General features: G+C 41.8%; 22 protein-coding genes. 13 read left to right on the top strand and 9 right to left on the bottom strand.

Going from position 1 to position 22,097, the window contains the following annotated elements; all coding sequences use genetic code 11:
* Positions 1-234 precede the first annotated feature (234 nt).
* Together ACK4EX_RS06400 and ACK4EX_RS06395 are read right to left on the bottom strand one after the other, a co-directional pair.
* The gene (locus tag ACK4EX_RS06400; RefSeq protein ID WP_409770911.1) at positions 235-471 is read right to left on the bottom strand and encodes a hypothetical protein; all 237 of its coding nucleotides are present in this window, start codon (positions 469-471) and stop codon (positions 235-237) included.
* Between the two features lie 435 nt (positions 472-906).
* Complete coding sequence (locus tag ACK4EX_RS06395) at positions 907-1,113, bottom strand: DUF2892 domain-containing protein (protein ID WP_409770909.1); 207 nt, start codon at positions 1,111-1,113, stop codon at positions 907-909.
* A 6-nt stretch (positions 1,114-1,119) separates the two neighbouring features.
* On the opposite strand from ACK4EX_RS06395, the gene ACK4EX_RS06390 reads away from it, so the two are divergent.
* From ACK4EX_RS06390 to ACK4EX_RS06375, 4 genes are all read left to right on the top strand, one after another.
* Positions 1,120-3,111 carry an OmpA family protein gene (locus tag ACK4EX_RS06390; protein WP_409770907.1) on the top strand — a complete coding sequence of 664 codons (1,992 nt, stop codon included), beginning with the start codon at positions 1,120-1,122 and terminating at the stop codon, positions 3,109-3,111.
* A 52-nt stretch (positions 3,112-3,163) separates the two neighbouring features.
* Positions 3,164-3,712: a cob(I)yrinic acid a,c-diamide adenosyltransferase gene (locus ACK4EX_RS06385; RefSeq protein ID WP_409770905.1), complete on the top strand. Its 549-nt coding sequence runs from the start codon at positions 3,164-3,166 to the stop codon at positions 3,710-3,712.
* An 83-nt stretch (positions 3,713-3,795) separates the two neighbouring features.
* A complete protein-coding gene (locus tag ACK4EX_RS06380; RefSeq protein ID WP_037357876.1) occupies positions 3,796-4,020 on the top strand; it encodes a DUF2795 domain-containing protein in 225 nt (74 codons plus the stop codon).
* A 127-nt stretch (positions 4,021-4,147) separates the two neighbouring features.
* Complete coding sequence (locus ACK4EX_RS06375) at positions 4,148-5,914, top strand: AMP-dependent synthetase/ligase (protein WP_409770902.1); 1,767 nt, start codon at positions 4,148-4,150, stop codon at positions 5,912-5,914.
* Positions 5,915-5,940: 26 nt separating this feature from the next.
* On the opposite strand, the gene ACK4EX_RS06370 is transcribed toward ACK4EX_RS06375, so the two are convergent.
* Entirely contained in the window at positions 5,941-6,918 is a 978-nt protein-coding gene (locus tag ACK4EX_RS06370; protein ID WP_409770899.1) for a polyprenyl synthetase family protein, read from the bottom strand.
* Positions 6,919-7,153: 235 nt separating this feature from the next.
* Here ACK4EX_RS06370 and ACK4EX_RS06365 point away from each other — a divergent pair, with 235 nt between their 5' ends.
* Positions 7,154-7,357, top strand: coding sequence for a hypothetical protein (locus tag ACK4EX_RS06365; protein ID WP_409770897.1), 204 nt, complete (start codon positions 7,154-7,156; stop codon positions 7,355-7,357).
* A gap of 105 nt (positions 7,358-7,462) precedes the next feature.
* Here ACK4EX_RS06365 and ahcY read toward each other — a convergent pair whose 3' ends face one another.
* Positions 7,463-8,779 (bottom strand): adenosylhomocysteinase, encoded by a 1,317-nt coding sequence (gene ahcY, locus ACK4EX_RS06360; RefSeq protein WP_409770895.1) that lies wholly within the window; start codon positions 8,777-8,779, stop codon positions 7,463-7,465.
* A gap of 89 nt (positions 8,780-8,868) precedes the next feature.
* A complete protein-coding gene (locus ACK4EX_RS06355; RefSeq protein WP_409770893.1) occupies positions 8,869-9,474 on the bottom strand; it encodes an NUDIX hydrolase in 606 nt (201 codons plus the stop codon).
* Between the two features lie 22 nt (positions 9,475-9,496).
* Here ACK4EX_RS06355 and pyrE point away from each other — a divergent pair, with 22 nt between their 5' ends.
* Together pyrE and ACK4EX_RS06345 are read left to right on the top strand one after the other, a co-directional pair.
* A complete protein-coding gene (gene pyrE / locus ACK4EX_RS06350; RefSeq protein ID WP_409770889.1) occupies positions 9,497-10,138 on the top strand; it encodes an orotate phosphoribosyltransferase in 642 nt (213 codons plus the stop codon).
* A gap of 16 nt (positions 10,139-10,154) precedes the next feature.
* Entirely contained in the window at positions 10,155-10,547 is a 393-nt protein-coding gene (locus ACK4EX_RS06345) for an SRPBCC family protein (RefSeq protein ID WP_409770887.1), read from the top strand.
* Between the two features lie 3 nt (positions 10,548-10,550).
* Here the strand turns inward: ACK4EX_RS06345 and ACK4EX_RS06340 are convergent, their stop codons facing one another.
* On the bottom strand, positions 10,551-11,288 hold the full coding sequence (locus ACK4EX_RS06340; RefSeq protein ID WP_409770885.1) for a biotin--[acetyl-CoA-carboxylase] ligase: 738 nt from the start codon (positions 11,286-11,288) through the stop codon (positions 10,551-10,553).
* 90 nt (positions 11,289-11,378) lie between these two features.
* On the opposite strand from ACK4EX_RS06340, the gene rsfS reads away from it, so the two are divergent.
* The 5 genes from rsfS to ACK4EX_RS06315 are packed head-to-tail and all read left to right on the top strand — an operon-like array spanning position 11,379 to position 16,014.
* The gene (gene rsfS, locus ACK4EX_RS06335; RefSeq protein ID WP_409770883.1) at positions 11,379-11,753 is read left to right on the top strand and encodes a ribosome silencing factor; all 375 of its coding nucleotides are present in this window, start codon (positions 11,379-11,381) and stop codon (positions 11,751-11,753) included.
* Positions 11,754-11,758: 5 nt separating this feature from the next.
* Positions 11,759-13,858: an ATP-dependent zinc metalloprotease FtsH gene (ftsH, locus tag ACK4EX_RS06330; RefSeq protein WP_409770881.1), complete on the top strand. Its 2,100-nt coding sequence runs from the start codon at positions 11,759-11,761 to the stop codon at positions 13,856-13,858.
* Positions 13,859-13,872: 14 nt separating this feature from the next.
* Positions 13,873-14,481 (top strand): LUD domain-containing protein, encoded by a 609-nt coding sequence (locus ACK4EX_RS06325; RefSeq protein ID WP_409770878.1) that lies wholly within the window; start codon positions 13,873-13,875, stop codon positions 14,479-14,481.
* Between the two features lies 1 nt (position 14,482).
* Positions 14,483-15,352 carry a phosphatidate cytidylyltransferase gene (locus ACK4EX_RS06320; RefSeq protein WP_409770875.1) on the top strand — a complete coding sequence of 290 codons (870 nt, stop codon included), beginning with the start codon at positions 14,483-14,485 and terminating at the stop codon, positions 15,350-15,352.
* Positions 15,349-16,014, top strand: a complete 666-nt coding sequence (locus ACK4EX_RS06315; protein WP_409770872.1) for a phosphatidylserine decarboxylase family protein — start codon at positions 15,349-15,351, stop codon at positions 16,012-16,014. The genes ACK4EX_RS06320 and ACK4EX_RS06315 overlap by 4 nt, the downstream gene beginning before the upstream one ends.
* Here the strand turns inward: ACK4EX_RS06315 and hemF are convergent.
* From hemF to ACK4EX_RS06300, 3 genes are all read right to left on the bottom strand, one after another.
* Positions 16,011-16,934, bottom strand: a complete 924-nt coding sequence (gene hemF, locus ACK4EX_RS06310) for an oxygen-dependent coproporphyrinogen oxidase (RefSeq protein WP_409770940.1) — start codon at positions 16,932-16,934, stop codon at positions 16,011-16,013. The genes ACK4EX_RS06315 and hemF overlap by 4 nt on opposite strands.
* A gap of 248 nt (positions 16,935-17,182) precedes the next feature.
* Positions 17,183-18,808 (bottom strand): L-glutamate gamma-semialdehyde dehydrogenase, encoded by a 1,626-nt coding sequence (gene pruA / locus ACK4EX_RS06305; RefSeq protein WP_409770870.1) that lies wholly within the window; start codon positions 18,806-18,808, stop codon positions 17,183-17,185.
* Positions 18,809-18,961: 153 nt separating this feature from the next.
* A complete protein-coding gene (locus tag ACK4EX_RS06300) occupies positions 18,962-20,038 on the bottom strand; it encodes an SPOR domain-containing protein (protein WP_409770868.1) in 1,077 nt (358 codons plus the stop codon).
* Between the two features lie 130 nt (positions 20,039-20,168).
* Here ACK4EX_RS06300 and glgB point away from each other — a divergent pair, with 130 nt between their 5' ends.
* Positions 20,169-22,079 carry a 1,4-alpha-glucan branching protein GlgB gene (gene glgB, locus ACK4EX_RS06295; protein WP_409770866.1) on the top strand — a complete coding sequence of 637 codons (1,911 nt, stop codon included), beginning with the start codon at positions 20,169-20,171 and terminating at the stop codon, positions 22,077-22,079.
* Positions 22,080-22,097 lie beyond the last annotated feature (18 nt).

Raw genomic sequence — 22,097 nt, 5'->3', positions numbered from 1 at the left:
TCTACTTATGGTGAATGTTCTCAATTAAGCAATCTTTACTTTCAATAGAAAGTAGTCGTTCGGCGTCAAAAGGTCTTTATAAGTGATTAGTTGCTGATTAAAAATATATTCCTATTTTTAAAACTTGTCTTAAGGAAGTTTTTGATTTTTTATTATAAAATCACTGACAATGAAGTATATAAAACAAAAAAACCGCCCTATCGTGGACGGTTTTATACTTCTTTGGTAGCCTGATTAGGCTTTAATAACCTTGTAGCCAAGTTTTTCTACTTCAGCAATTTTCTCTTGAGCGATGGCATCGTAACGAGCTTGAATTTCTGCTTCGATATCAGCTTTTAAAGCTTCTAATTGCTCTAAATCGAATTTTGAAAGGAATTGAGAAGCGAATACGCTTTTTAAGCCACCTCTATTGCTGAAATTTGATTTTAGGTAGTTGGCTACATTTTTTGGAGTCATTTTTACTTCTTCCATTGTATTTAAAGTTACCATTTACACGACAAAAATAAACAAAAATTGTTTATATTGATAAAAAGTATCTTTTTAACAATTTTTATAAAAGTGACGAAAAAAAATCGATGAGAGTAAATTTGAAGAATGTTTGGCTTTAAATTTTTTGATGTTTACATTTATACGTTATGTTGCGTAATTTGAATCACATTGCTAATTCAGTAATCCCCTGCCAGAAAATATCTCATATTTTTTTAAAGTTGGATTAAGTGCTCTTAAAACATATAAACTTAAAATTCTATTTCAAGATGGATTGAGATACACTTCTTGAATTGTATTTCATGCTTACTTGTAAGAATTGAATTGTTCGAAACTAAAATGTATCAATTGGTCAAAAAAAAAACCGGCAATCGAAAGGATTACCGGTTTTAAACACGTAAGGTTAAATCGCTCCCGGAATTATTTTTTTGTTTCGCATGTGTTTATGCCAAAAAGCGTATAAGCTGGGCAAAAATTTACGAGCGATGTGAATACCAGCAGGCCAGCTAATACAAGAGCAACAATACCTACTGTTCCGGTCAAAACTTTAGTAAAATAAAGCACTAAGGCTACTACTGCAATCGTTAATCGGATACCTTTGTCCAACTTTCCAACGTTAGCTTTCATAGGTTTATGATTTTTTTCAAATATAATTTGTTTGCTGCTTTTGTTGTTGTAACCGGAGTTCAATTTTTTTCAAAATTATATGCACAACCCGAATTAGGAACTTGTGAGAAACCTTGTGCAGAAAAGGCAGTAGCTCAAATAGAAAAATGGAATAAGGCTTGGCGGGCTAAGAACTATCAAGAAATGAGAAGGTATGCTGATTTGATGATGAATTTCGATCGCAACTGCCCGCATGTTTTATATCTATATGGTGAGACGGCTGTACGCGGTGGACGCATGCGTGAAGCTGAGGCTGCATGGATGCGTCTTTTGGAGCTTTGTCCTGACTACAAAGCTGATGTTTTATTTTATGCCGGAGTGGTTTTGATTGAAAATGGGCAGCCCTCCAAAGGCGTTGAGTTGTTAAAAAAGTACATTCAGCATCCCGATCGAGAACCGCAGTTTGACCGTGAAGCGCGTTCAATACTTAATAGTTTAGACATGGAGCGAAGACTGCGCGAAAACCCGGTTGACTTTCATCCAAAGCCATTAGAGGACATTTGTACAGCTGCAGATGAATATTTGGCCACCATCTCTCCAGATGGCTCATGGTGCTTTTTCACCCGTCGGGGTAAAGAAATTGACCGAAAATCAGGTCCTGTACCAGTGGAGCGAGTTGTTGAGAAGTTTTCCTATGCACGGCGTTTACCTGATGGAAAATTTGAACGCGGACAGCCCCTGCCTTCGCCCTTTAATCAAAAATACAACGAAGGCGGACCGTCAATCACTGCCGATAACAGGGAGCTGTATTTCACGATATGCGAATTGCTTCCCTCCGGTTATCAGAACTGCGATATTTACATTTCAACTTATTCAAACGACCGATGGTCAGAACCACAAAGTGTGGGAGAGCTGATCAATAGGCCCGATTCATGGGAGTCTCAACCTTCTGTGACTGCCAATGGCGATTGGCTGTACTTCGCCTCCAATCGCAAAGGAGGCCAAGGCGGCCTTGACCTGTACCGATGCTATCGATTGCCCGATGGCAGATGGAGTGCTCCTGAGAATTTAGGACCTACCGTAAATACATCAAAAGACGAAAAATCGCCTTACATCCATTCAGATGGAGTAACCCTTTACTTCTCATCTAACGGGCATGGCGGCATAGGTGGTCACGACATTTTTTACACTCAGCTCGATCTGCAAACCCAAAAGTGGAGTGCTCCTCAGAATATTGGCTATCCTATAAATACTGAGGCAGATGAAGTGGGGCTTTTTGTAAGCCTCGATGGCACAAAAGGGTACATTTCCACAGATAAGATTAAGGGTAAAGGAGGCTGGGATGTATTTTACTTTGAGTTGCCGAAAAGTGCCCGTCCTAACTTTACAAGACTAATTACCGGCAGATTAACAGATGAAAACGGACAATCGCCTGGAAATGTGCAAGTTAAAATTAAAAAAGTGCAATCAGCCCAGGAGACAACTGTGCGGATCGATACAGTTACAGGTGACTTTGCCGTAGCATTGCAAACTCAGCAGAATGAAGATTTGCTGTTGGTGGCTGAAAAGGCAGGAACTGCTTTCACTTCGCGCTACATCGTTGCTGAAGACCTCAACGCATCGCAAGAGTCTGTAATAAAACAACAGACAATTGAAGTAAAAAAACTCAAGCGGGGCGAAGAATACCGATTGCATGATATCAACTTCGAAACGAACTCGTATGCTTTAGATAAAAGGGCTGTTCGAATATTGGAAGAATTTTATGAGTTTTTAAAAACCAACAAAAGCATACATATTGAAATACAGGGACATACCGATAATGTGGGTACCCGTGAAGACAATCTGGTGCTTTCGAACAACAGGGCAAAAGTGGTTTATGAATACCTTCTTAATAAAGGAATATCGCCCTCGCGTATGTCGTATAAAGGATTTGGCCCCGACAAACCGATTGCCTCCAATCAAACCGAACAAGGTAGAGCGCTCAACAGACGAACCGTTTTTGTAATTAAAGATTTTTAAAAAAGGCCTCCATCCCTCTAATTTTGACATAATACACAAAAGCCATTCTCAAATGAAAATTTATACGAAATCAGGTGATGGGGGTCAAACGTCTCTACTTGGCGGCAGTAGAGTAGAAAAGTACCACATCCGCATCGAAGCTTACGGTACATTGGATGAGCTCAACTCATGGATAGGCTTAGTAGCTGATGAATACATGCATCCTGATATCATAAACCAACTACATCAGATACAGAACCTGCTCTTTTTAGCCGGTAGCCATCTTGCTGCTGAAAATGAACAAGCAAAGTCGTATCTCACTCCTTGGCCTACTGATTCTACGGAAGCTTTGGAAGGCTACATAGACGAAATGACTAAACACTTAAAGCCTTTAAAAAACTTTATTTTACCCGGAGGACACCCGGTCGCATCGTATTGTCACCTCGCGCGCTGTGTATGCCGAAGAGCCGAACGAATTGTCGTATTACTTGCTTCTGAAGAGCAAGTCGATCCAGGCATTATCAAGTTTCTTAACAGACTCTCAGACTACTTCTTTACACTGGCAAGATTCACATTATTTCTCACCGGCTCTCAAGAAATCCACTGGAAATCAACATCATAAATTCAATAAGATGCTGTTTACACGATTTTGAAATATTCCATAAATTTTTTATACTTTTGCAAAAAATTTTAAAACCCCGGACGATGTACTGGACGCTTGAATTAGCCTCTTACCTCAGTGATGCACCTTGGCCGGCCACAAAGGATGAGCTCATAGATTACGCGATTCGTACTGGTGCGCCATTAGAGGTAATCGAAAACCTGCAGGCCATAGAAGATGATGAAGGAGAAATCTATGAGTCGATCGAAGACATATGGCCGGATTATCCCACTCAGGAAGACTTCCTTTGGAACGAAGACGAGTATTAACCACCAACTTCTACAAAAAACCTCCCAATCGGGAGGTTTTTTTGTTTAACAACATTTTTTTGATAAACAATCTTCCCAATTAACGTTGTAATATGTTTTATTTGCAAACATTAAAAATTCATTAACAATGAATCAGCCTACAAGACTTTTCGACTTCCCAAAATACCAGCTCGAAAAAAAGCCTTTGTCCGTTTCATTAGCATCTAAACGAAATGGGAAATGGATTGAAATCTCGACAAAAGAATATGTAGAAGCAGCTGAACACATTGCGCTTGGCTTAATGGAACTAGGCATAAAGCCCGATGACAAAGTCGCTTTAATCAGCACCAACAACCGTTTTGAATGGAACTTCTGCGATATCGGCATCATGCAATGCGGAGCCATCAATGTGCCTGTGTATCCCACAGCCTCCGAAGATGATTACATCTACATTTTTAACGATGCTGAGGTAAAAATCTGCTTTGTTTCAGACCGCCCGCTTTACGAGAAAGTCATGCGCATAAAATCACAAGTGCCTACACTCTCAAAAATATATGTTTTTGATGAAGAACCAGATTTGCCTAACTACAAGGAGGTAGTAGAGCTTGGCAAAAACTCCGGCAGGCGCGCTGAGTTGAAATCGATCATGCAAAGCATTAAGCCTGAGCAACTGGCTACCCTCATTTATACCTCAGGTACAACAGGCAGGCCAAAAGGCGTAATGCTCAGCCATCGAAACATCGCCAGCAATGTAATGAATTGCCAGGACCGTTTGCCCATTACCGATGGAGGGGTGGCTCTCAGTTTTCTTCCAATGTGCCACATTTACGAACGCATGCTCAATTATTTGTATTGTTACAACTTTATTTCAGTGTATTATGCCGAAAGCATGGATACCATAGGCGAAAATCTGCGCGAAGTACGTCCGACCATCTTCACAGCTGTGCCAAGGCTCTTGGAGAAAGTCTTTGTTAAAATTATGGACAAAGGCGCGACTCTTACGGGCATCAAGAAGGCGCTGTTTTATTGGGCTGTAGGACTCGCTGAAGAGTATGATATTAAAGGTAAAAGTCTTTTTTATAAAATTAAACTCGCAATTGCCCGTAAACTTATCTTCAAGAAATGGCAAGAGGCCCTTGGCGGAAGGGTTTTGGCCGTAGCTTCTGGTGCAGCTGCGCTTAATCCCCGACTCTGTCGAATTTTTCTGGCCGCCGGAATTAATATACAAGAGGGCTATGGCCTTACAGAAACTTCGCCCGTTATAGCTGTAAACTGTCCGAAAAACGATGGCACCAGAATTGGCACTGTAGGCCGTCCCATTAATGAGTGTATTGTAAAAATTGCCGAAGACGGCGAAATCCTGGTAAAAGGACCTAATGTGATGATGGGATATTACAAAAAGCCAGAATTGACCGCTGAAGTGATCGATGCAGATGGATTCTTCCATACAGGTGATATCGGCGAAATGGTTGAAGGGCAATTTTTAAAAATCACCGACCGTAAAAAGGAGATTTTCAAAACATCGGGAGGCAAATACATTGCGCCTCAAATCATGGAAAACAAGTTCAAAGAAAGCCGTTTCATTGAGCAAATCATGGTGATTGGCGAAAATGAAAAACATCCTGCTGCCTTTATTCAGCCTGATTTTGTCTTCTTAAAGCAATGGTGCGAAAGAAAGGGAATTCCATACACTTCAAACGAAGAAATCATTAAAAATCCGAAAGTAATTGAAAGAATACAAAAAGAAGTGGATCGATACAACGAAGAATTTGGAAATTGGGAAAAAATTAAAAAATTTGAGCTTACTCCCGATGTTTGGTCAATCGAAGCTGGGCATCTGACCCCCACCATGAAGTTGCGCAGGAAAGTAATTCTTAAAAAATACGAAGATCTTTATAAAAAGATTTACGCATAAAAAAAGGGGCTTATGCCCCCTTTTTTTTAATTTTCTCTTTGCATGAGATACTCTGCCAGAGTTAGGAGGGGTTTGATGCGCTCTCTTTGAAAATCAGCACTTTTCAATAGATTTAAACCTATGTGATAGTAATCTTCCGCCTTTTGGTAGAGATATTTATCTGAACCTGCTTTCTTAAAAAGCTCTCGAGCCGTGTGTACTTTTTCAGCATCCGATTTCGAAGAGCGATTTTCATAAATCGAAAGCAATTCGTTTTTCGATTGTTCATCTGCATGGCGATAACAATGTAGAAAAAGAAGAGTCTTCTTTCTATTAAGCACATCACCGCCTTCTATTTTTCCGGTTTTTTCTGATTGTCCGAATACATCTAAGTAATCATCCAACATTTGAAAGGCCAGGCCAATATTGACACCAAATTCGTACAGCAATCCGGCTTCAGAGGCATCTGCTCCGGCACGCAGTGCTCCTATTTGTATTGCAGCGCCGATGAGTACAGAAGTTTTTTTGCGAATCATATCGATGTATTCCTCTTCGCTTAAATCGGTTCGCTGTTCAAAATCCATATCCATTTGTTGACCTTCGCAAACTTCAGTGGCCATAGTGTTAAAGGCTTGAAGCATTGGCTGCACCAAATGTGCTGGAGCATCGCAAAGTAGTTCATAGGCCTTGATGAGCATCAGATCGCCTGAAAGTATGGCAGTCGGTTCGTTCCACTTTTTATGAACAGTGAGGTTGCCTCTGCGCAAGTCGGCCCTATCCATTATGTCGTCGTGTATTAAAGTGAAGTTGTGAAACAGCTCGATTGCAAGGGCTTGATGAAGGGCGCGTTCTACATGGTCATTGTACACGCCATATCCCATGAGCACGAGTATCGGTCTTATGCGTTTGCCGCCGAGGCTAAGTATGTATCGTATGGAATCGTGTAAATTTTCTGGTTTGGTGCCAGATGAATACTTTATTATGGAGTCTTCAATCAAATTTTTATACTCTTCGAGCGAATTCATAAAGTAGAAAAATCATGTTAAACTAAAACAAATGTATTGCTCCCTTTTGACATAGGTTTATTAAGAATAATCAATAAGAATAAATAAAAATCAAAATGATTAAAAAAGCAACCAATGTTAAAATCTTATTAAAACATTCTGTACCTCAAGTGAAAACACATTTTCGGTATTGTACAAAGAAAAAAAATGCTACTACTTTTGTAGCAGTTTATTAATCAATTTAAAATTACGCGTCATGAAAAAAATCAATTTGTTTCTTGCTGCTCTTGCTATGGTAGCTTTCGTAGCTTGCAACAACGCTAAGGAAGAAACTGCTCAAGAAGAAACTCAAACAACTGAAGAAGTTGCTACTGAGGAGTCAAATCAAGAAGAGGCTGCTGAAACAGCTGAAGCTGATAGCGCTTCTCAAGCTGAAACTCCTGCTGCCGAGCAAAAGTAATTGGCAAAAATGCATTAAAAAAGACCGCCTGTCAGGCGGTTTTTTTATTATTTTTAAAACAAAAAAGCCGACTTTTTAAGTCGGCTTTTTTGCTTGATTTCTTCATTAATAACGATAATATTCAGGCTTAAATGGTCCGTTTATATCTACACCTATATATTCGGCTTGTTTGGGTGTAAGCTCGTCGAGCTCTACGCCGATTTTTTCCAAGTGCAGTCTTGCCACCATCTCATCGAGATGTTTCGGTAATGTGTAAACTTTGTTTTCGTATTTGTCGTGGTTGTTCCACAATTCGATTTGAGCGAGCACTTGGTTGGTAAAGGAATTAGACATTACAAAGGATGGATGCCCGGTTGCACAACCTAGGTTTACAAGACGACCTTCAGCCAGAAGTATGATATCTTTTCCATCAACGTTGTAAAGATCTACTTGCGGCTTAATGTTAATGCGCGTATGGCCGTAGTTCTTCTTTAGCCAGGCAACATCGATTTCGTTGTCAAAGTGTCCGATGTTGCACACGATGGTTTTATCCTTCATCAGTCGGAAGTGCTCTTCGCGTATAATGTCGCAGTTGCCCGTTGCGGTGATTACAATATCGGCCAATGGCACGGCGTTGATCATCTTCTTCACTTCATAACCATCCATAGCCGCCTGCAGGGCACAGATGGGGTCTATTTCGGTCACAATCACGCGTGCACCTGCACCTCTGAAGGAGGCAGCCGTGCCTTTTCCCACGTCGCCATAGCCAGCTACTACTACCACTTTACCAGCAATCATTACATCAGTAGCACGGCGAACAGCATCTACAGCTGATTCGCGACAGCCGTATTTATTGTCAAATTTTGATTTTGTAACTGAGTCATTAATATTAATAGCTGGAAGTGGCAATGTACCTTTTTTCATACGCTCATATAAGCGGTGTACACCGGTGGTAGTTTCTTCTGAAATACCGCGAATACCAGCTACCAACTCAGGATAGCGATCTAATACCATATTTGTAAGGTCGCCACCGTCGTCGAGGATCATGTTAAGAGGCTTGCGCTCAGGACCAAAGAAAAGGGTTTGCTCGATGCACCAATCAAATTCTTCTTCGGTCATTCCCTTCCATGCATATACTGAAATGCCACGAGCAGCAATAGCTGCAGCTGCATGATCTTGGGTTGAAAAAATGTTGCAAGACGACCATGTTACCTCAGCTCCGAGTTCTACCAATGTTTCGATTAAAACTGCAGTTTGTATGGTCATGTGTAAACAGCCGGCTATACGGGCCCCTTTCAGGGGTTTGCTTTCTCCGTATTTTTTACGCAGAGTCATCAATCCCGGCATTTCAGCTTCAGCAAGCTGAATCTCCTTCCGTCCCCATTCGGCCAGTGAGATGTCTTTTACTTTGTAAGGAATGTAAGTTGTTTCCGTTGTGTTCATTTATGTTTAAGAATTTGTCACAAAAATAAAGGAATGACTAGGCAATAAAATTCTAAATCATGAATTTGAGACAAAACTCTACAGAACGTTTATTTTTTTTGTGAAAAGTGAATTAACAAGTCTTTGATGTTTGGATATGTATTTGAAAAGATGGTATTTAACTTTTCTGGCTCAAGCCAGAAGACATCCGTAATTCCTTCTTCCGTTTGAGGCTTGAACAAATATAATGGATCATCTACGGTCATCGGAAACCAATGCGTTTTCTTCAACACGCGCTTACCATCAATGCTGTAAGTGTGATATGATATTGTTGGCTCTTCTGCATCGAGGGTACAGTTTTTAATGCCGCATTCCTCGGCTACCTCTCTAAGAGCAGCATCTTTTAAGTTTTCATATTCTTCAACCTTGCCTTTGGGTAGGTCAAACTTACCATGGCGTTTAATTATCAGAAATTTCCCATCTTTATTTTTGACAACACCGCCAGCGGCTTGAATCATCTCAAAATATTTTGTAAATTCTTTCCACACTTCTTCTTCGTTGTTATCAGCCTTAATATGATAGTACAAAGTGACAGGCGAATTTTCTAACTGATTGATTATCATGTCAAAAGGAAAATTATTATAATAATCGATCAGCCAGTCGGGTCTTCGAATGGGTTTGCCCCCGATTGCAAGAAGCGAATTTTGAATGTTCACTTTGTACATATTTTTGCGCCATATGATCGCTGACAAAGATATTGCTCAAAAAGCAGCTGAATTTCTGTTGCAAATCAAAGCGGTACAGCTAAATTTATCATCTCCCTTCCAATGGTCAAGCGGCTGGAAATCTCCAATATACTGCGACAATAGGGTTGTTTTATCCTTCCCGGCAGTACGAACGTACATTCGAGAGATGATGGTTAAAAATATTGAGCGTCACTTCCCAAAACCCGACGTTATAGCAGGTGTGGCTACCGGTGCGATTGCAATTGGGGCTCTCGTTGCTGATGAGCTCGGATTACCTTTCATTTACGTGAGGCCAGAACCCAAATCTCATGGTCGAATGAATCAAATTGAAGGGTACATCATCTCAGGCCAAAATGTGGTTGTAATCGAAGATTTGATTTCTACAGGCAGAAGTTCTTTAAATGCGATCAATGCTTTAAAACAAGCCGGACTAAAGGTCTTAGGGGTCCAGGCAATTTTTACCTACGGATTCGACGATGCCCACAAATTGTTTGAGGATGAAAACATCCAACTTATTACCCTCAGCGATTATGAACATCTGATAAAAACAGCGCTAAAAGTTGGATACATTAATGAAAATGAGTTGAAACAACTCAATGAATGGAGATTAATGCCCGAAAAATGGGGTCGATAATTAAAAATTTTAACCTATGAATTTACAAAGCAAACTTATTACGGTAAATAAGCCAGTTCGTGAATTATATAATCAACTGACTTCTTCTCTTGAAAATTACAAAGAAATAATGCCGCCTGAAGTGACAGTTTTTAAGGCCGAGGGCGATACTTTTACCTTTGGATTAAAAGGATTTCCTGAAGTTCAGCTTCGTGTAAAGGAGAAAGTAGAAAATCAGAAAATAACCTTTGAATCAGCTACTTCCATCTTAAAATTTACACTTACTTGTGTGCTTTCAGAACAGAGTCCCCAAACCAGTGGTATTCAATTTTTCTTTGACGGGGAAGTGAATATGATGATGCGAATGATGCTCGAAAAACCGCTTCAAAATTTCATTGATAAATTGGCAGAGAGAGCGGGAACTTTCTAAGCATTAATACATCCATTTTACTTCTCCATTGTGAAAGCTCATTGTGGCTTCTTCCAGTTCCACAATCAATCGCCCGTTTGCATCTATACATTTTATCTTCGATTCAAAAACTTTGTTGTTTTTTAGGTTTATTAATTCTACAACTTCACCTTTTTTATACATATTTTTTTCGTATGCCGAAAGTATTTTTTCGTAATTACCACTTACCTGAAATGAATAAAAATGTTTGAATGAATCTTCAAAGGTATTGAGAAAATCTTCGGCAGCAATTTCTCTCCTTATGATATCTTTTACCGAGATGGATTTGTATTGAGTTTCTTTGTCGATTCTAAAAGAATTTAAGTTGATTCCAATGCCGTTGATTAAAAAAATCTTTTTATCCAAATTGATAGATTCCAGTAAAATTCCTGAAATTTTTCTCTCATTGACAAGCAGGTCATTAGGCCATTTTATCAGAGTATGTATGCCCAACCTGTCAAAAGTGTTATGTAGTGCAAGACAAACTGTCATTGAATGAATAGCTGGTAAAAAATTTTCTCCAACTTCTGGCACTTCCATGAAAAAACTAAAAGCTAAATCTAATTCAGGTTCCATGTGCCATTGTCTATCGAACTGTCCTCGTCCTTTTATTTGGTTTTGAGTGAAAATCAATAAATTGTTTTCGATAGTGCCTTGTTCAAGCATCTTTTTAAGCCAGTCGTTGGTCGATTCTACTACCGGTAAGTGTTTTCGATGAAACATAGAATTGACAAAATTTCAAAAACAATTGGCAATTTTATTGCTTATTTTAGCAGTCTTACAATTTAAAGCTACAGAATTACATATAATTGAATGAAAATACAACAAGATATTGATACTGATAGACTTATACACTCAATAATTGAAGGTCTGCGCGAGGTAAAAGGCTTTAACATTAAAATATTTGACCTCTCTGAAATTGATAAGGCCGTTTGTGATTGCTTTGTGATCGCTGAAGGCAATTCCACCACTCAGGTGAGCGCTTTAGCCGACTCAGTGGAAGAAAAGGTGTTTGAAAATACTGGAGAAAGGCCTTGGCATATAGAGGGCAAAACCAATTCCGAATGGGTTTTGTTAGATTACGTAGATGTAGTCGTGCATATCTTCTTACCCGAAAAAAGGCGTTTTTACGACCTCGATGGTCTATGGAGTGATGCGCGCATTACTGAAATTTCAAATGTCGATTAACCATTATGGCTCAAAAGAAAAAACATCCTGCAGAATTCGGTCAATTCCGAAAAAGAAACCAAAATCAAAATTCAGGAAACGGGGACTCCGAACGAAACGGGGGGTTCAATTTTTACTGGATATACATTATCCTAATTGCAGTAATCTTTGGTATTCAGCTGCTTGGCATGATGAATAGTGCTGCTAAAAAGAGCAGCTTCAATGAATTAACAACCTACTTGCTGAGCGACGATGTAGAGCGCATTCGGGTAGTGAATTCAAAGGAAATTCAAGTTTTTCTCCGTCAAGAAAGTATAAAGACCAAAGAAGTATTTAAAGATCTGAGAAGCAGGAGCACAGGTTCGGGGGTTGTTCCTGGTCCGCACTTAGTTTTTCAAATGCCAGGTGACGCCTTTCGCGATGAACTGAGGAATTTTTACGAAGACAACCCTAATATTGACCGACGTAAGGTGCCCATTACCTACGAAGAACAGCGTGATTACTGGAGCGACATTTTAGCCTGGGTGCTTCCTTTCCTGTTCATCTTCCTGATATGGATGTTTATCATGCGCCGGATGAGCACAATGGGTGGTGGCCCCGGAGGTCAGATCTTCAATATCGGTAAATCAAGAGCCCAGCTCTTTGATAAAAACACCAATGTGAAGGTCACCTTCAAAGATGTAGCTGGTATGGAAGGCGCCAAAGAAGAAATTCAGGAAATTGTCAACTTTTTGAAGAACCCCGAGAAGTACACCAATTTGGGCGGTAAGATACCAAAGGGCGCCTTGTTGGCAGGTCCTCCGGGAACGGGTAAAACATTGCTCGCTAAAGCAGTAGCCGGCGAAGCGAAAGTTCCTTTCTTTAGCCTTTCTGGATCTGACTTTGTGGAGATGTTTGTGGGCGTAGGTGCTTCGCGGGTTCGCGACCTCTTTAAGCAGGCTAAGGAAAAAGCACCTTCCATCATCTTTATTGATGAAATTGACGCTATAGGTAGAGCCCGAGGAAAAGCCTCATTCAGCGGAGGAAACGACGAGAGAGAAAATACCCTCAATCAGTTGCTCACTGAAATGGACGGTTTCCAGACGAATGAGACAGTAATCGTACTGGCTGCAACCAACCGACCGGAAATTCTCGACCGCGCCTTGACCCGCGCAGGGCGTTTCGACAGAACGATATACATCGATTTGCCTGACCTGAATGAGCGCAAAGAAATTTTTAAAATTCACCTGCGTCGCATAAAGCATACTTCTGACCTCGACATCGATTTTCTGGCCAAGCAAACTCCGGGATTTTCAGGGGCAGATATTGCCAATGTATGCAATGAAGCTGCACTGATCGCTGCTCGTAAAGACAAAAAAGTCGTTGAGCTTCAGGATTTTCTCGATGCTGTGGATAGAATCGTCGCCGGCTTGGAGAAAAAATCGAAAATCATAACTCCTGAAGAGAAAAAAGTAATTGCCTATCACGAAGCAGGCCACGCCACTGTAAGTTGGATGCTCGAACATGCTGCTCCACTGGTTAAGGTTACCATTGTGCCAAGAGGTCGTTCCTTAGGGGCGGCCTGGTATTTGCCCGAGGAGCGCCAGATTACCACTGCCGACCAGATTCAAGACGAAATGTGCGCTGCCCTCGGTGGACGGGCTGCCGAAAAGGTGATCTTTAACAAAGTTTCAACCGGAGCTTTGAGTGACCTGGAGAAAGTAACACGCCAGGCACAAGCTATGGTTACCATTTTTGGCCTCAACGAGCGCATAGGTAACATTACATACTACGATTCATCAGGTCAGAACGAGTTTGGCTTCAATAAGCCATACAGTGAAAAAACAGCTGAGATCATCGACGAAGAGGTGAAAAAAATCGTCGATCTGCAATACGAACGAGCCATTGAGATATTAACAACTCATAAAGAAAAACTCATTCAATTAGCTGAATTATTGCTCGAAAAAGAGGTTATTTTTAAACAGGATTTGGAACAGATTTTCGGAAAGCGCAAGTGGGATAAAGAAGCAGATACCCAGTCTAATTCCACTGAACTTTCAAATAATGAAGGCGAAGCTGAAAAGGAACAAAAAGATGAAGCTGAGTTGAGCGGAGCTACTGTTTCAGTCCAAGAATCAAAGGACTAACACCTCTTTGTTCTATGGCGCAGTCATCACTTTTCTCAAAAATATTCTCTTCCTTGCTGCCTAAAGCCCCTGAGAAAACCTCAGAGGCTTCAGCAGCGCCAAAATCTGCTGTTAATCCTGCACACTTAGAAGCCATCTTCGCTGACAGGTTTGTAGCAGCTGGAGGGAAGTTTATTTTTTGCGAAGATCGAGAAGAGGTGATTAAAACGCTGCAAGACATCATAGCTGAAGAACTAATTGAGACATTGTCGTGTAACGATACATATTTACAGACGCTTGTCAGAGAAGCAGGTATTATTCAGCCAACGGATTTATCTAAAAATGCAGATGCTGCATTTATCACTTGCGAATTGCTGATTGCAAGCAATGGCGGCATAATGGTCACTGCCAATCAGACCTATCACATCAAAATTCAGAATCTTCCTAACACAATCATCGTTTTAGGTAAAACGTCTCAAATTATTGATAAACTCAACAATGCTTTGACTCATATTAAGGCTAAATATCCTCCCAAAGAAATACCATCGATGATTACAACACTTAAAGGGCCTAAAGGCGATGGCCTTGAGGATCCCAATTCTGCTTTTTCGACAAAAAATATTTACCTTCTTCTGACGGTTTAGAATGAAAGAACTCATTCAGCGCAGCATTTTTGGACTTCTTTATGTATTTCTGATACTACTATTCGTTTACTACAACTTTTCACCTATCCTTTTCGCACTTTTTGGCTCTTTGGCCATGGTAGAATTAGGTAAAATTCTCTTTCTAAAAAAAAATGTCATTCAACTTTGGCTATTGTGCTTCTGGATTGCCTTTCTCCCATGGTTTTCTACGGTTTTAGTCAATACATTTTTCTTTGAAAATCCCTTTTTTAATTTTTACACCGTATGGCTCACTTCAAATAAAATTGCCGATCTGATTGTTGCTTTTTTCGAATGGAGGTGGCTTTGGATTCTGGGTGCATTTTTGGTAACAGTTTTACTATTTTACAAAAAAAGGGGATATAAAAGCCTTTTGCCTTTTGCATACATCATAATGCCTTTTGTGTTGGCAGTAGAGATCGATATATCAGATCAACAGTTGGCTATTTCTCCAATTTTGTTGATCTTTATTTTCATGTGGACCTTTGATACTTTTTCTTACGTCTTTGGCAAGTTGTTTGGCCGACACGTCATTGCCCCATCCATCTCACCTGGAAAGACGTGGGAGGGATTAGCAGGTGGAATAGCAGGTGCAGCCACTCTCACATTTTTTTTCAGTCGTTCTGAAATACTGCCTTTCTCCCAAGCTATTTCCGGATATATACTTGCGTTTGTATTGGCACTTTTTGCTTTTCTGGGTGATCTTTTTGAGTCAAAGCTCAAGCGCAAAGCAGGTATCAAAGACAGTGGCTCATTTATCCCCGGTCATGGCGGCATTCTCGATCGCATCGATAGTTTTCTCTTTGCTGCTCCCGCATTTTACTTTGTCTATCCTTTATTGCTCAATCTATGATAAAAATTCATCGCGAAGGCTACACCATTGTATTTGTTACTCTTGTTGTGCTCTTTGTGTTTAATGCACTGATTCATTTGATTACAGATGTCGTCTGGATTCGCAACATTTTCATCATTGCTTCTCTGATTGTGTACGGCCTTGTGCTGCAATTCTTTAGAAATCCCCGTCGCGACATTGTTCGCGATGAAAACAAGATCATAGCCCCGGCCGATGGAAAGGTTGTCATTATAGATGAAGTCGAAGAACCTGAATATTTCAAAGGCAAACGACTTCAGATTTCCATCTTTATGTCTCCCCTGAATGTGCATGTAAATCGTTATCCTGTAAGTGGACGCATCGAATATGCCCGTCATCACCAGGGTCAATACCTCGTGGCGTGGCATCCAAAGTCGAGTACTCTTAATGAACGGACGTCTGTTGTGATAAACAGCCCTGTTTGGGGCCCTGTGCTCTATCGTCAGATTGCGGGGTATGTAGCTCGACGCATTGTTATGTATGCGAAAGAAGGCGCATCAGCTCGCCAGGGAGATGAAAGCGGATTCATCAAATTCGGCAGCCGACTCGACATCTTCTTGCCCCCTGGCACTGTGCCAAGCATTAAAATCGGCGATAAAACCGTGGGTGGTATTACCGTAATAGCTGAGAAAAGAACTAATTAATATTCATCTATTTTAAATGTATTTATCCAATCCCGATGCTCTAATGCCTTGAGTAATTTGGCTTCATCGCTGCCGGGTACAGGTTTATGATTGTATTCCCAACGAGCAGTGGCAGGCAGGCTCATTAGGATAGACTCAATCCTGCCGTCGGTTTTCAGACCAAAGAGTGTCCCACGGTCGTACACCAAGTTAAATTCAACATACCTGCCACGACGTATCCCTTGCCAATGTATGTTCCGCTCTCCGTAAGGCAACTCTTTTCTGCGCTCAACTATTGGCACATAAGCCGGTAAGAATGCATCGCCTGCATCCATCACAAAGCTAAGCCAGTGTTCGGCCGTTTGATTGACATCAGGCCTCAGATAGTCGAAAAAAATTCCACCTATTCCCCGGTTTTCTTTTCGGTGATCAATGTAAAAGTACCGATCGCATTCTGCCTTAAATCTCGGATAATACTCAGGCGAATGCTTATCACAAGCCTCTTTAAGGACAGTATGAAAGTGTCTGCCGTCTTCCTCAAAGATATAATAAGGCGTTAGGTCAGCCCCTCCGCCAAACCAGCAATCGACCACTGCTCCCGCTTCGTCGTACAGCTCGAAGTAGCGGTAATTCGCATGCACCGTAGGAACAAAAGGATTAATCGGATGAATGACCAACGAGATGCCGCACGCAAAGAACCGATTGTGCTGAACACCAAGCCTTTGCATCATCACCTCCGGAAGAACACCGTGAACCACTGACGTATTTACACCGCCTTTTTCAAAGACTTGTCCACCCTGTATGATCCGCGTGATTCCTCCTCCGCCTCCGGGTCGCTCCCAGCGGTCTTCTACGAAATGCTCCTTTCCATCGACTTCTTCCAGCGATTTACAAATGCGGTCTTGTAGCTGGTGTATGTAGCCTACAAATCGATCTTTGATAGTCATTTTTTTTTTTTTTTAAGCAAGCTCCGGACAAGGCGGCAATAGCCGACTTCGTCCGGAACTGTCTAACCTAATGGAGTTTAAAGTACTGATAAAACTAATAGTTTTCATCAGTTATGCCTTGCTGCCTGAGTGTCGCTCCACACCAGAGGCTTTGCCGGTCTACTCCAGCCACCTCACGAGTGGAGGCGATGCCTGCGAGAGACGTATTGCAGCAAAGCAAAGACTTGCAATACCCTAAATACTTATTTCATAAAGGGATAAGTGTAATCCGTAGGTGGTACCATTGTTTCTTTAATGGAGCGGGCACTCACCCATCGGAGTAGGTTCAGCTTAGAACCAGCTTTATCGTTAGTGCCGCTGCCGCGAGCTCCACCGAAGGGTTGTTGATCTACCACCGCCCCTGTTGGCTTGTCGTTTATATAAAAATTACCCGCACTGTCTACCAGTTTGTTAGTGGCCACTTCTATCACATATCTATCTTTAGCAAAAATGGCGCCCGTCAGAGCGTATTCACTAGTTTCGTTCACCAGGTCAAGAGACGCTTCCCATTCTTTGTCTTCATATACATAAATTGTAAGCACAGGGCCGAAGATTTCTTCTACCATGGTCTTCATCTTCGGATTTTTGGTGAGTATCACCGTTGGCTCAATGAAATAGCCAACGGATTTATCGTACTTACCGCCATAGATGATTTCGCTGTCTTTGTCGTGGCGGGCATATTCGATGTAGGAGACAATTTTGTCAAAAGCTCCCTCGTGAATCACTGCCGTTACAAAGTTTGAAAAGTCGCGAGGCGAACCCATCTTGATTTCGGAGAGCATCCGGCCCAGTTCGGCATTCACTTCGTTCCATCGGCTGCGCGGAATGTACGCACGTGAGGCCGCCGAGCATTTCTGACCCTGCAGTTCGAAGGCACCTCGCACAAGGGCGACTACTGTTTCACGCACATTGGCTGAGGCATGCATCCATACGTAGTCTTTACCTCCTGTTTCACCTACGATGCGAGGATATGACTTGTAGCGATGGATATTTTCTCCGATAGTTTTCCAGATGCTTTTGAAAACGGCAGTTGAACCCGTGAAGTGAATTCCAGCAAAGTCCGGATGGCTCAGCACTATTTTGGCTGTTTCAGCCGGGTCGGTCATAATCATATTAATCACTCCAGCGGGTAATCCGGCTTCGATAAACACTTTCATTACAACGTGCGCAGAGTACACTTGATAAAGCGAGGGCTTCCACACTACTACATTGCCCATCAGAGCTGCGGAGGCAGGCAGGTTTCCACTGATGGCGGTAAAGTTGAACGGAGTAACAGCGAAGACAAAACCCTCCAGAGGTCTGTATTCCATGCGGTTCCATACACCAGGCATTGAATTGGGCTGCTCAGCATAGATCTCGGCCATATACTTTACGTTAAACCGAAGGAAGTCGATCAGCTCACAGGCCGCATCGATTTCGGTCTGAAAGGCAGTTTTGCTCTGGGCAATCATCGTGGCAGCATTCACCTCAGCCCGATAGGGACCAGCCAGCAAATCAGCCGCTTTCAGAAAGATAGAGGCTCGCTGCTCCCAGCTCATGGCTGCCCACTTACTACGCGCCTTAAGGGCAGCATCGATGGCAGCATGCACATGGCTGGCATTGCCCATATGATAGTGGCCTACGTTGTGCTGGTGATCGTGTGGAGGCAATACGCGCTCAGTCCTGCCCGTGCGCACCTCCTGCCCATTTATATACATCGGTATGTCGCGAATGCTGTTCCACAGTTCGTCGTATTTGGCCTGAAGTTCAGCGCGTTCAGCACTTCCTGGGCCATATTGTTTTACCGGTTCATTTTTTACGTCCGGAAGCTTAAAAAAACCCTTTATCATAATTTGGAATTATTAAAATTCTGAAACAAAACTACGCTTGCAGATCTTAATCGGTCGGGACCGGTAGTCACAAAAAAATGATTGGAAACTCTGGACTGTTCTTTCAAAAGGCGCTTGTAAAATCCTTGTAGCGAAAAAGAGTAAAAAAATGTGTTATTTTAAAACAAAGGCATCTTGTGCTACCATTTCTTTGATCTTTTGAAGCATTACATCAGCCTCTTTCTTTTCACAAGCTACCACCACGCGATAGAGCTTGCCAGTGGGTTCTATGAAACCATTTATATTATGATTAGCAAGTTCTCTGAGTCTGTTTTGAGCATTTGCTTCTACGCCGAAGGCACCTACGGAAATTTTAACAATTTCTCGCACTTCACTGACTTTTTCGGCGGTGCTGGTGCCATTGTAGCTTGAGTTTTCAGCTGATCGTACTTCCTTCAGCGGGAGAATTTCAACCGAGGAAAAATTCTCGATTTTTTGTTCCTGTGATTTTGTTTCAATCTGTCGCGCAGGCTCATTGAATTCTGTTGACTCTGACTCAGATATATTAAAATTATCTTTAAGATCCTCAGAAGTAGGTGCAATGGAATCATTGACTGTGAAACCTATGTATGAAAAACTATCGGTTTTTGACCTTTTAAACATCTGAGTGTTTTCAATGGCTAAGTAAAAGATGGATCCTACCACAACCACTACAGATGCTACTTTTACCGTATTGAAGACATTTGAAAGAAAATAACCAGCATTTCTGCTCTCGAGTACTTTGCCTTCAGCTTCTGCTTGCCGGCGAATGGATTGTGCAATCAATGATTCCGTTGTAATTGCCGGTGAGCGAAACATGGCGAGTCCATATGATGAAGTCAAAAAATTAGCCTCAAGGGCCGGGGTAAATTGCAAATTGCCTTCTGAATCGGTGTAAATCTTACCTATGCCCTCAAGATGTATTTTGTTGCCACTTTCCAGTATTCTATTCCAAGAGCGAACTGTTATTTCGAGCATCTGAAGGGCTTCCTGGTACGAAATTCCTTCTTTCTGACTGATGTAGTGTGCTACTAAGCCATCGTTTTCTTTCAATCGGGCATTGAAAGAAATGCGCTTCGAAGGTGGCCGAAACATATATGTGCCCTCCTGTATTTCGGCGGGAAAGTATCTGGCAACAAAACCACCGAAACCAGGTATAATTACACAGTCGTAAGAATAGAGCAGATTGATAATGTGCTCGTTTATCGTCATCGGCCTTTTTACTTAATCATGGCAAAGGTATGGAAAATTAATTTAGATCATTCCTGACCAAACCACATATTTATGTGAAATCTTTGAATTTATTTAGCAGCATTGAAATCATTTCATTCCTTACAATGGTATGAGTACAGTCCCACATTCTCTTTATACGGATTTTGATATTTCTCTTTTCAGCTCGGGTCACCACTTCAAAATGTACGAAAAAATGGGAGCTCATCCCATGGAGATAGACGGAGTTGAAGGAACGTATTTTTCAGTGTGGGCACCGAATGCGAAATATGTCTCTGTAATAGGTGACTTTAATTTTTGGAATAAAGAAGCCCATCCACTCTACCCGCGTTGGGATGGTTCAGGAATCTGGGAAGGCTTTGTGCCCGGGGCTTTGGAAGGGCATCGCTACAAATACATGATTGTTTCGCCCTGGGGCTACCATCTTGAGAAGGCAGATCCCTACGGCCGAATGTGCGAAACACCTCCCAAGACTGCCAGCATTATTTGGAAGGATAAATACCATTGGAAGGATAAAAAATGGAAAGCCAATTTAAGTCTGCGTAATTGCCATGATAGCCCCATGAGCATTTATGAAGTGCACTTGGGCAGTTGGATGCGAAACCCTGACGGCACCTCTCTGAGCTATAAGCAATTAATCGAAAAATTGGTGCCTTATGTAAAGAAAATGGGTTATACGCACGTGGAGTTTATGCCCGTCATGGAACATCCTTTTTTCGGATCATGGGGTTATCAAATCACCGGATATTTCGCTCCCTCTTCACGATACGGTACGCCTGCTGAGTTTATGGAGCTGATCGATGCTTTTCATCAAGCTGACATAGCAGTAATTCTCGACTGGGTGCCCTCTCACTTTCCTGGCGATGCACATGGTCTACATAAATTTGATGGTACATCGCTCTACGAGCACGAAGACCCCCGAAAGGGATATCACCCCGACTGGAATAGCTATATTTTTAATTACGGAAGGTATGAAGTGCGTTCTTTCCTCTTTTCAAATGCCATGTTTTGGATTGAGCACTTTCATGCCGATGCACTGAGAGTAGATGCTGTGGCCTCCATGCTTTACCTGGATTACTCCAGAAAGCCTGGCGAATGGGTTCCTAATCAGTACGGTGGAAAGGAAAACCTGGAAGCTATCTCTTTTATGAAAGAACTCAATGAGTATATATATAAGGAACATCCTGACATCCAAATGATTGCCGAAGAATCTACCTCTTTTCCAAAAGTGTCAAGGCCTGTGTATGATGGAGGCCTTGGCTTTGGAATGAAGTGGATGATGGGTTGGATGCATGATTCATTGAAATACTTCAGCATCGATCCTCTCTTTCGCAGGTATCACCACAATCAAATTACCTTCAGCCTGGTATATGCGTTCAGCGAGAATTTTGTGCTTCCCTTTTCGCACGATGAGGTTGTTCACGGCAAAGGATCTTTACTAAGTCGTATGCCGGGTGACCTTTGGCAAAAATTTGCCAACCTAAGAGCTTTGTACGGCTATATGTACACCCATCCTGGGAGCAAACTGATGTTTATGGGCAGCGAATTTGGTCAATCGAGCGAATGGAATCACGATGGCTCGGTGCGGTGGGATCAGCTTGCTAACCTTTCCTTCAGTCAAGGCATTCAGCAACTCATTATTGATTTAAATCACCTTTATAAAAATCAAGAGGCACTCTATAAAAAACAGTACAGCCCCGAAGGTTTTGAGTGGATTGAAGCCAACGACTGGAAGCAAAGTGTGCTTTCGTATGTGCGCAAATCAGGCAATCCTAACAACGACCTGGTAATCATTGCTAACTTCACCCCTGTACCACGTAAAGATTACCGAATTGGAGTTCCCTCCTATGGATATTGGAAATTAATACTAAACACCGATGATGCCAAATATGGCGGCAGCGGAATGCTAAAAAATGGCTACAAAGTAAAGTCAGATACCACTCCATGGCATGGCCGCGAACACAGTATAGCCGTTGATTTACCTCCACTGGCAGTTGTAGTATTTGCAAAATCAAACACTTAAAATATTAATTCCCCTTGA

It is taken from the genome of Thermaurantimonas sp. (assembly GCF_046299575.1).
Taxonomy (GTDB): Bacteria; Bacteroidota; Bacteroidia; order Flavobacteriales; family Schleiferiaceae; genus Thermaurantimonas.
This window is presented reverse-complemented; position numbering and strand designations above follow the sequence as displayed.

Excerpts from the sequence above, each read along its gene's own strand:
- ACK4EX_RS06370 (WP_409770899.1), bottom strand. The coding sequence starts at position 6,918 with ATGAATTCGCTCGAAGAGTATAAAAATTTGATTGAAGACTCCATAATA.
- ACK4EX_RS06320 (WP_409770875.1), top strand. The coding sequence starts at position 14,483 with ATGAAAGAACTCATTCAGCGCAGCATTTTTGGACTTCTTTATGTATTT.
- ACK4EX_RS06365 (WP_409770897.1), top strand. The coding sequence starts at position 7,154 with ATGAAAAAAATCAATTTGTTTCTTGCTGCTCTTGCTATGGTAGCTTTC.
- rsfS (WP_409770883.1), top strand. The coding sequence starts at position 11,379 with ATGAAAATACAACAAGATATTGATACTGATAGACTTATACACTCAATA.
- ahcY (WP_409770895.1), bottom strand. The coding sequence starts at position 8,779 with ATGAACACAACGGAAACAACTTACATTCCTTACAAAGTAAAAGACATC.
- ACK4EX_RS06375 (WP_409770902.1), top strand. The coding sequence starts at position 4,148 with ATGAATCAGCCTACAAGACTTTTCGACTTCCCAAAATACCAGCTCGAA.
- ACK4EX_RS06325 (WP_409770878.1), top strand. The coding sequence starts at position 13,873 with ATGGCGCAGTCATCACTTTTCTCAAAAATATTCTCTTCCTTGCTGCCT.
- pyrE (WP_409770889.1), top strand. The coding sequence starts at position 9,497 with ATGATCGCTGACAAAGATATTGCTCAAAAAGCAGCTGAATTTCTGTTG.
- ftsH (WP_409770881.1), top strand. The coding sequence starts at position 11,759 with ATGGCTCAAAAGAAAAAACATCCTGCAGAATTCGGTCAATTCCGAAAA.
- ACK4EX_RS06395 (WP_409770909.1), bottom strand. The coding sequence starts at position 1,113 with ATGAAAGCTAACGTTGGAAAGTTGGACAAAGGTATCCGATTAACGATT.
- ACK4EX_RS06380 (WP_037357876.1), top strand. The coding sequence starts at position 3,796 with ATGTACTGGACGCTTGAATTAGCCTCTTACCTCAGTGATGCACCTTGG.
- ACK4EX_RS06345 (WP_409770887.1), top strand. The coding sequence starts at position 10,155 with ATGAATTTACAAAGCAAACTTATTACGGTAAATAAGCCAGTTCGTGAA.
- ACK4EX_RS06315 (WP_409770872.1), top strand. The coding sequence starts at position 15,349 with ATGATAAAAATTCATCGCGAAGGCTACACCATTGTATTTGTTACTCTT.
- ACK4EX_RS06340 (WP_409770885.1), bottom strand. The coding sequence starts at position 11,288 with ATGTTTCATCGAAAACACTTACCGGTAGTAGAATCGACCAACGACTGG.
- ACK4EX_RS06385 (WP_409770905.1), top strand. The coding sequence starts at position 3,164 with ATGAAAATTTATACGAAATCAGGTGATGGGGGTCAAACGTCTCTACTT.
- ACK4EX_RS06390 (WP_409770907.1), top strand. The coding sequence starts at position 1,120 with ATGATTTTTTTCAAATATAATTTGTTTGCTGCTTTTGTTGTTGTAACC.
- pruA (WP_409770870.1), bottom strand. The coding sequence starts at position 18,808 with ATGATAAAGGGTTTTTTTAAGCTTCCGGACGTAAAAAATGAACCGGTA.
- ACK4EX_RS06300 (WP_409770868.1), bottom strand. The coding sequence starts at position 20,038 with ATGACGATAAACGAGCACATTATCAATCTGCTCTATTCTTACGACTGT.
- glgB (WP_409770866.1), top strand. The coding sequence starts at position 20,169 with ATGAGTACAGTCCCACATTCTCTTTATACGGATTTTGATATTTCTCTT.
- ACK4EX_RS06400 (WP_409770911.1), bottom strand. The coding sequence starts at position 471 with ATGGAAGAAGTAAAAATGACTCCAAAAAATGTAGCCAACTACCTAAAA.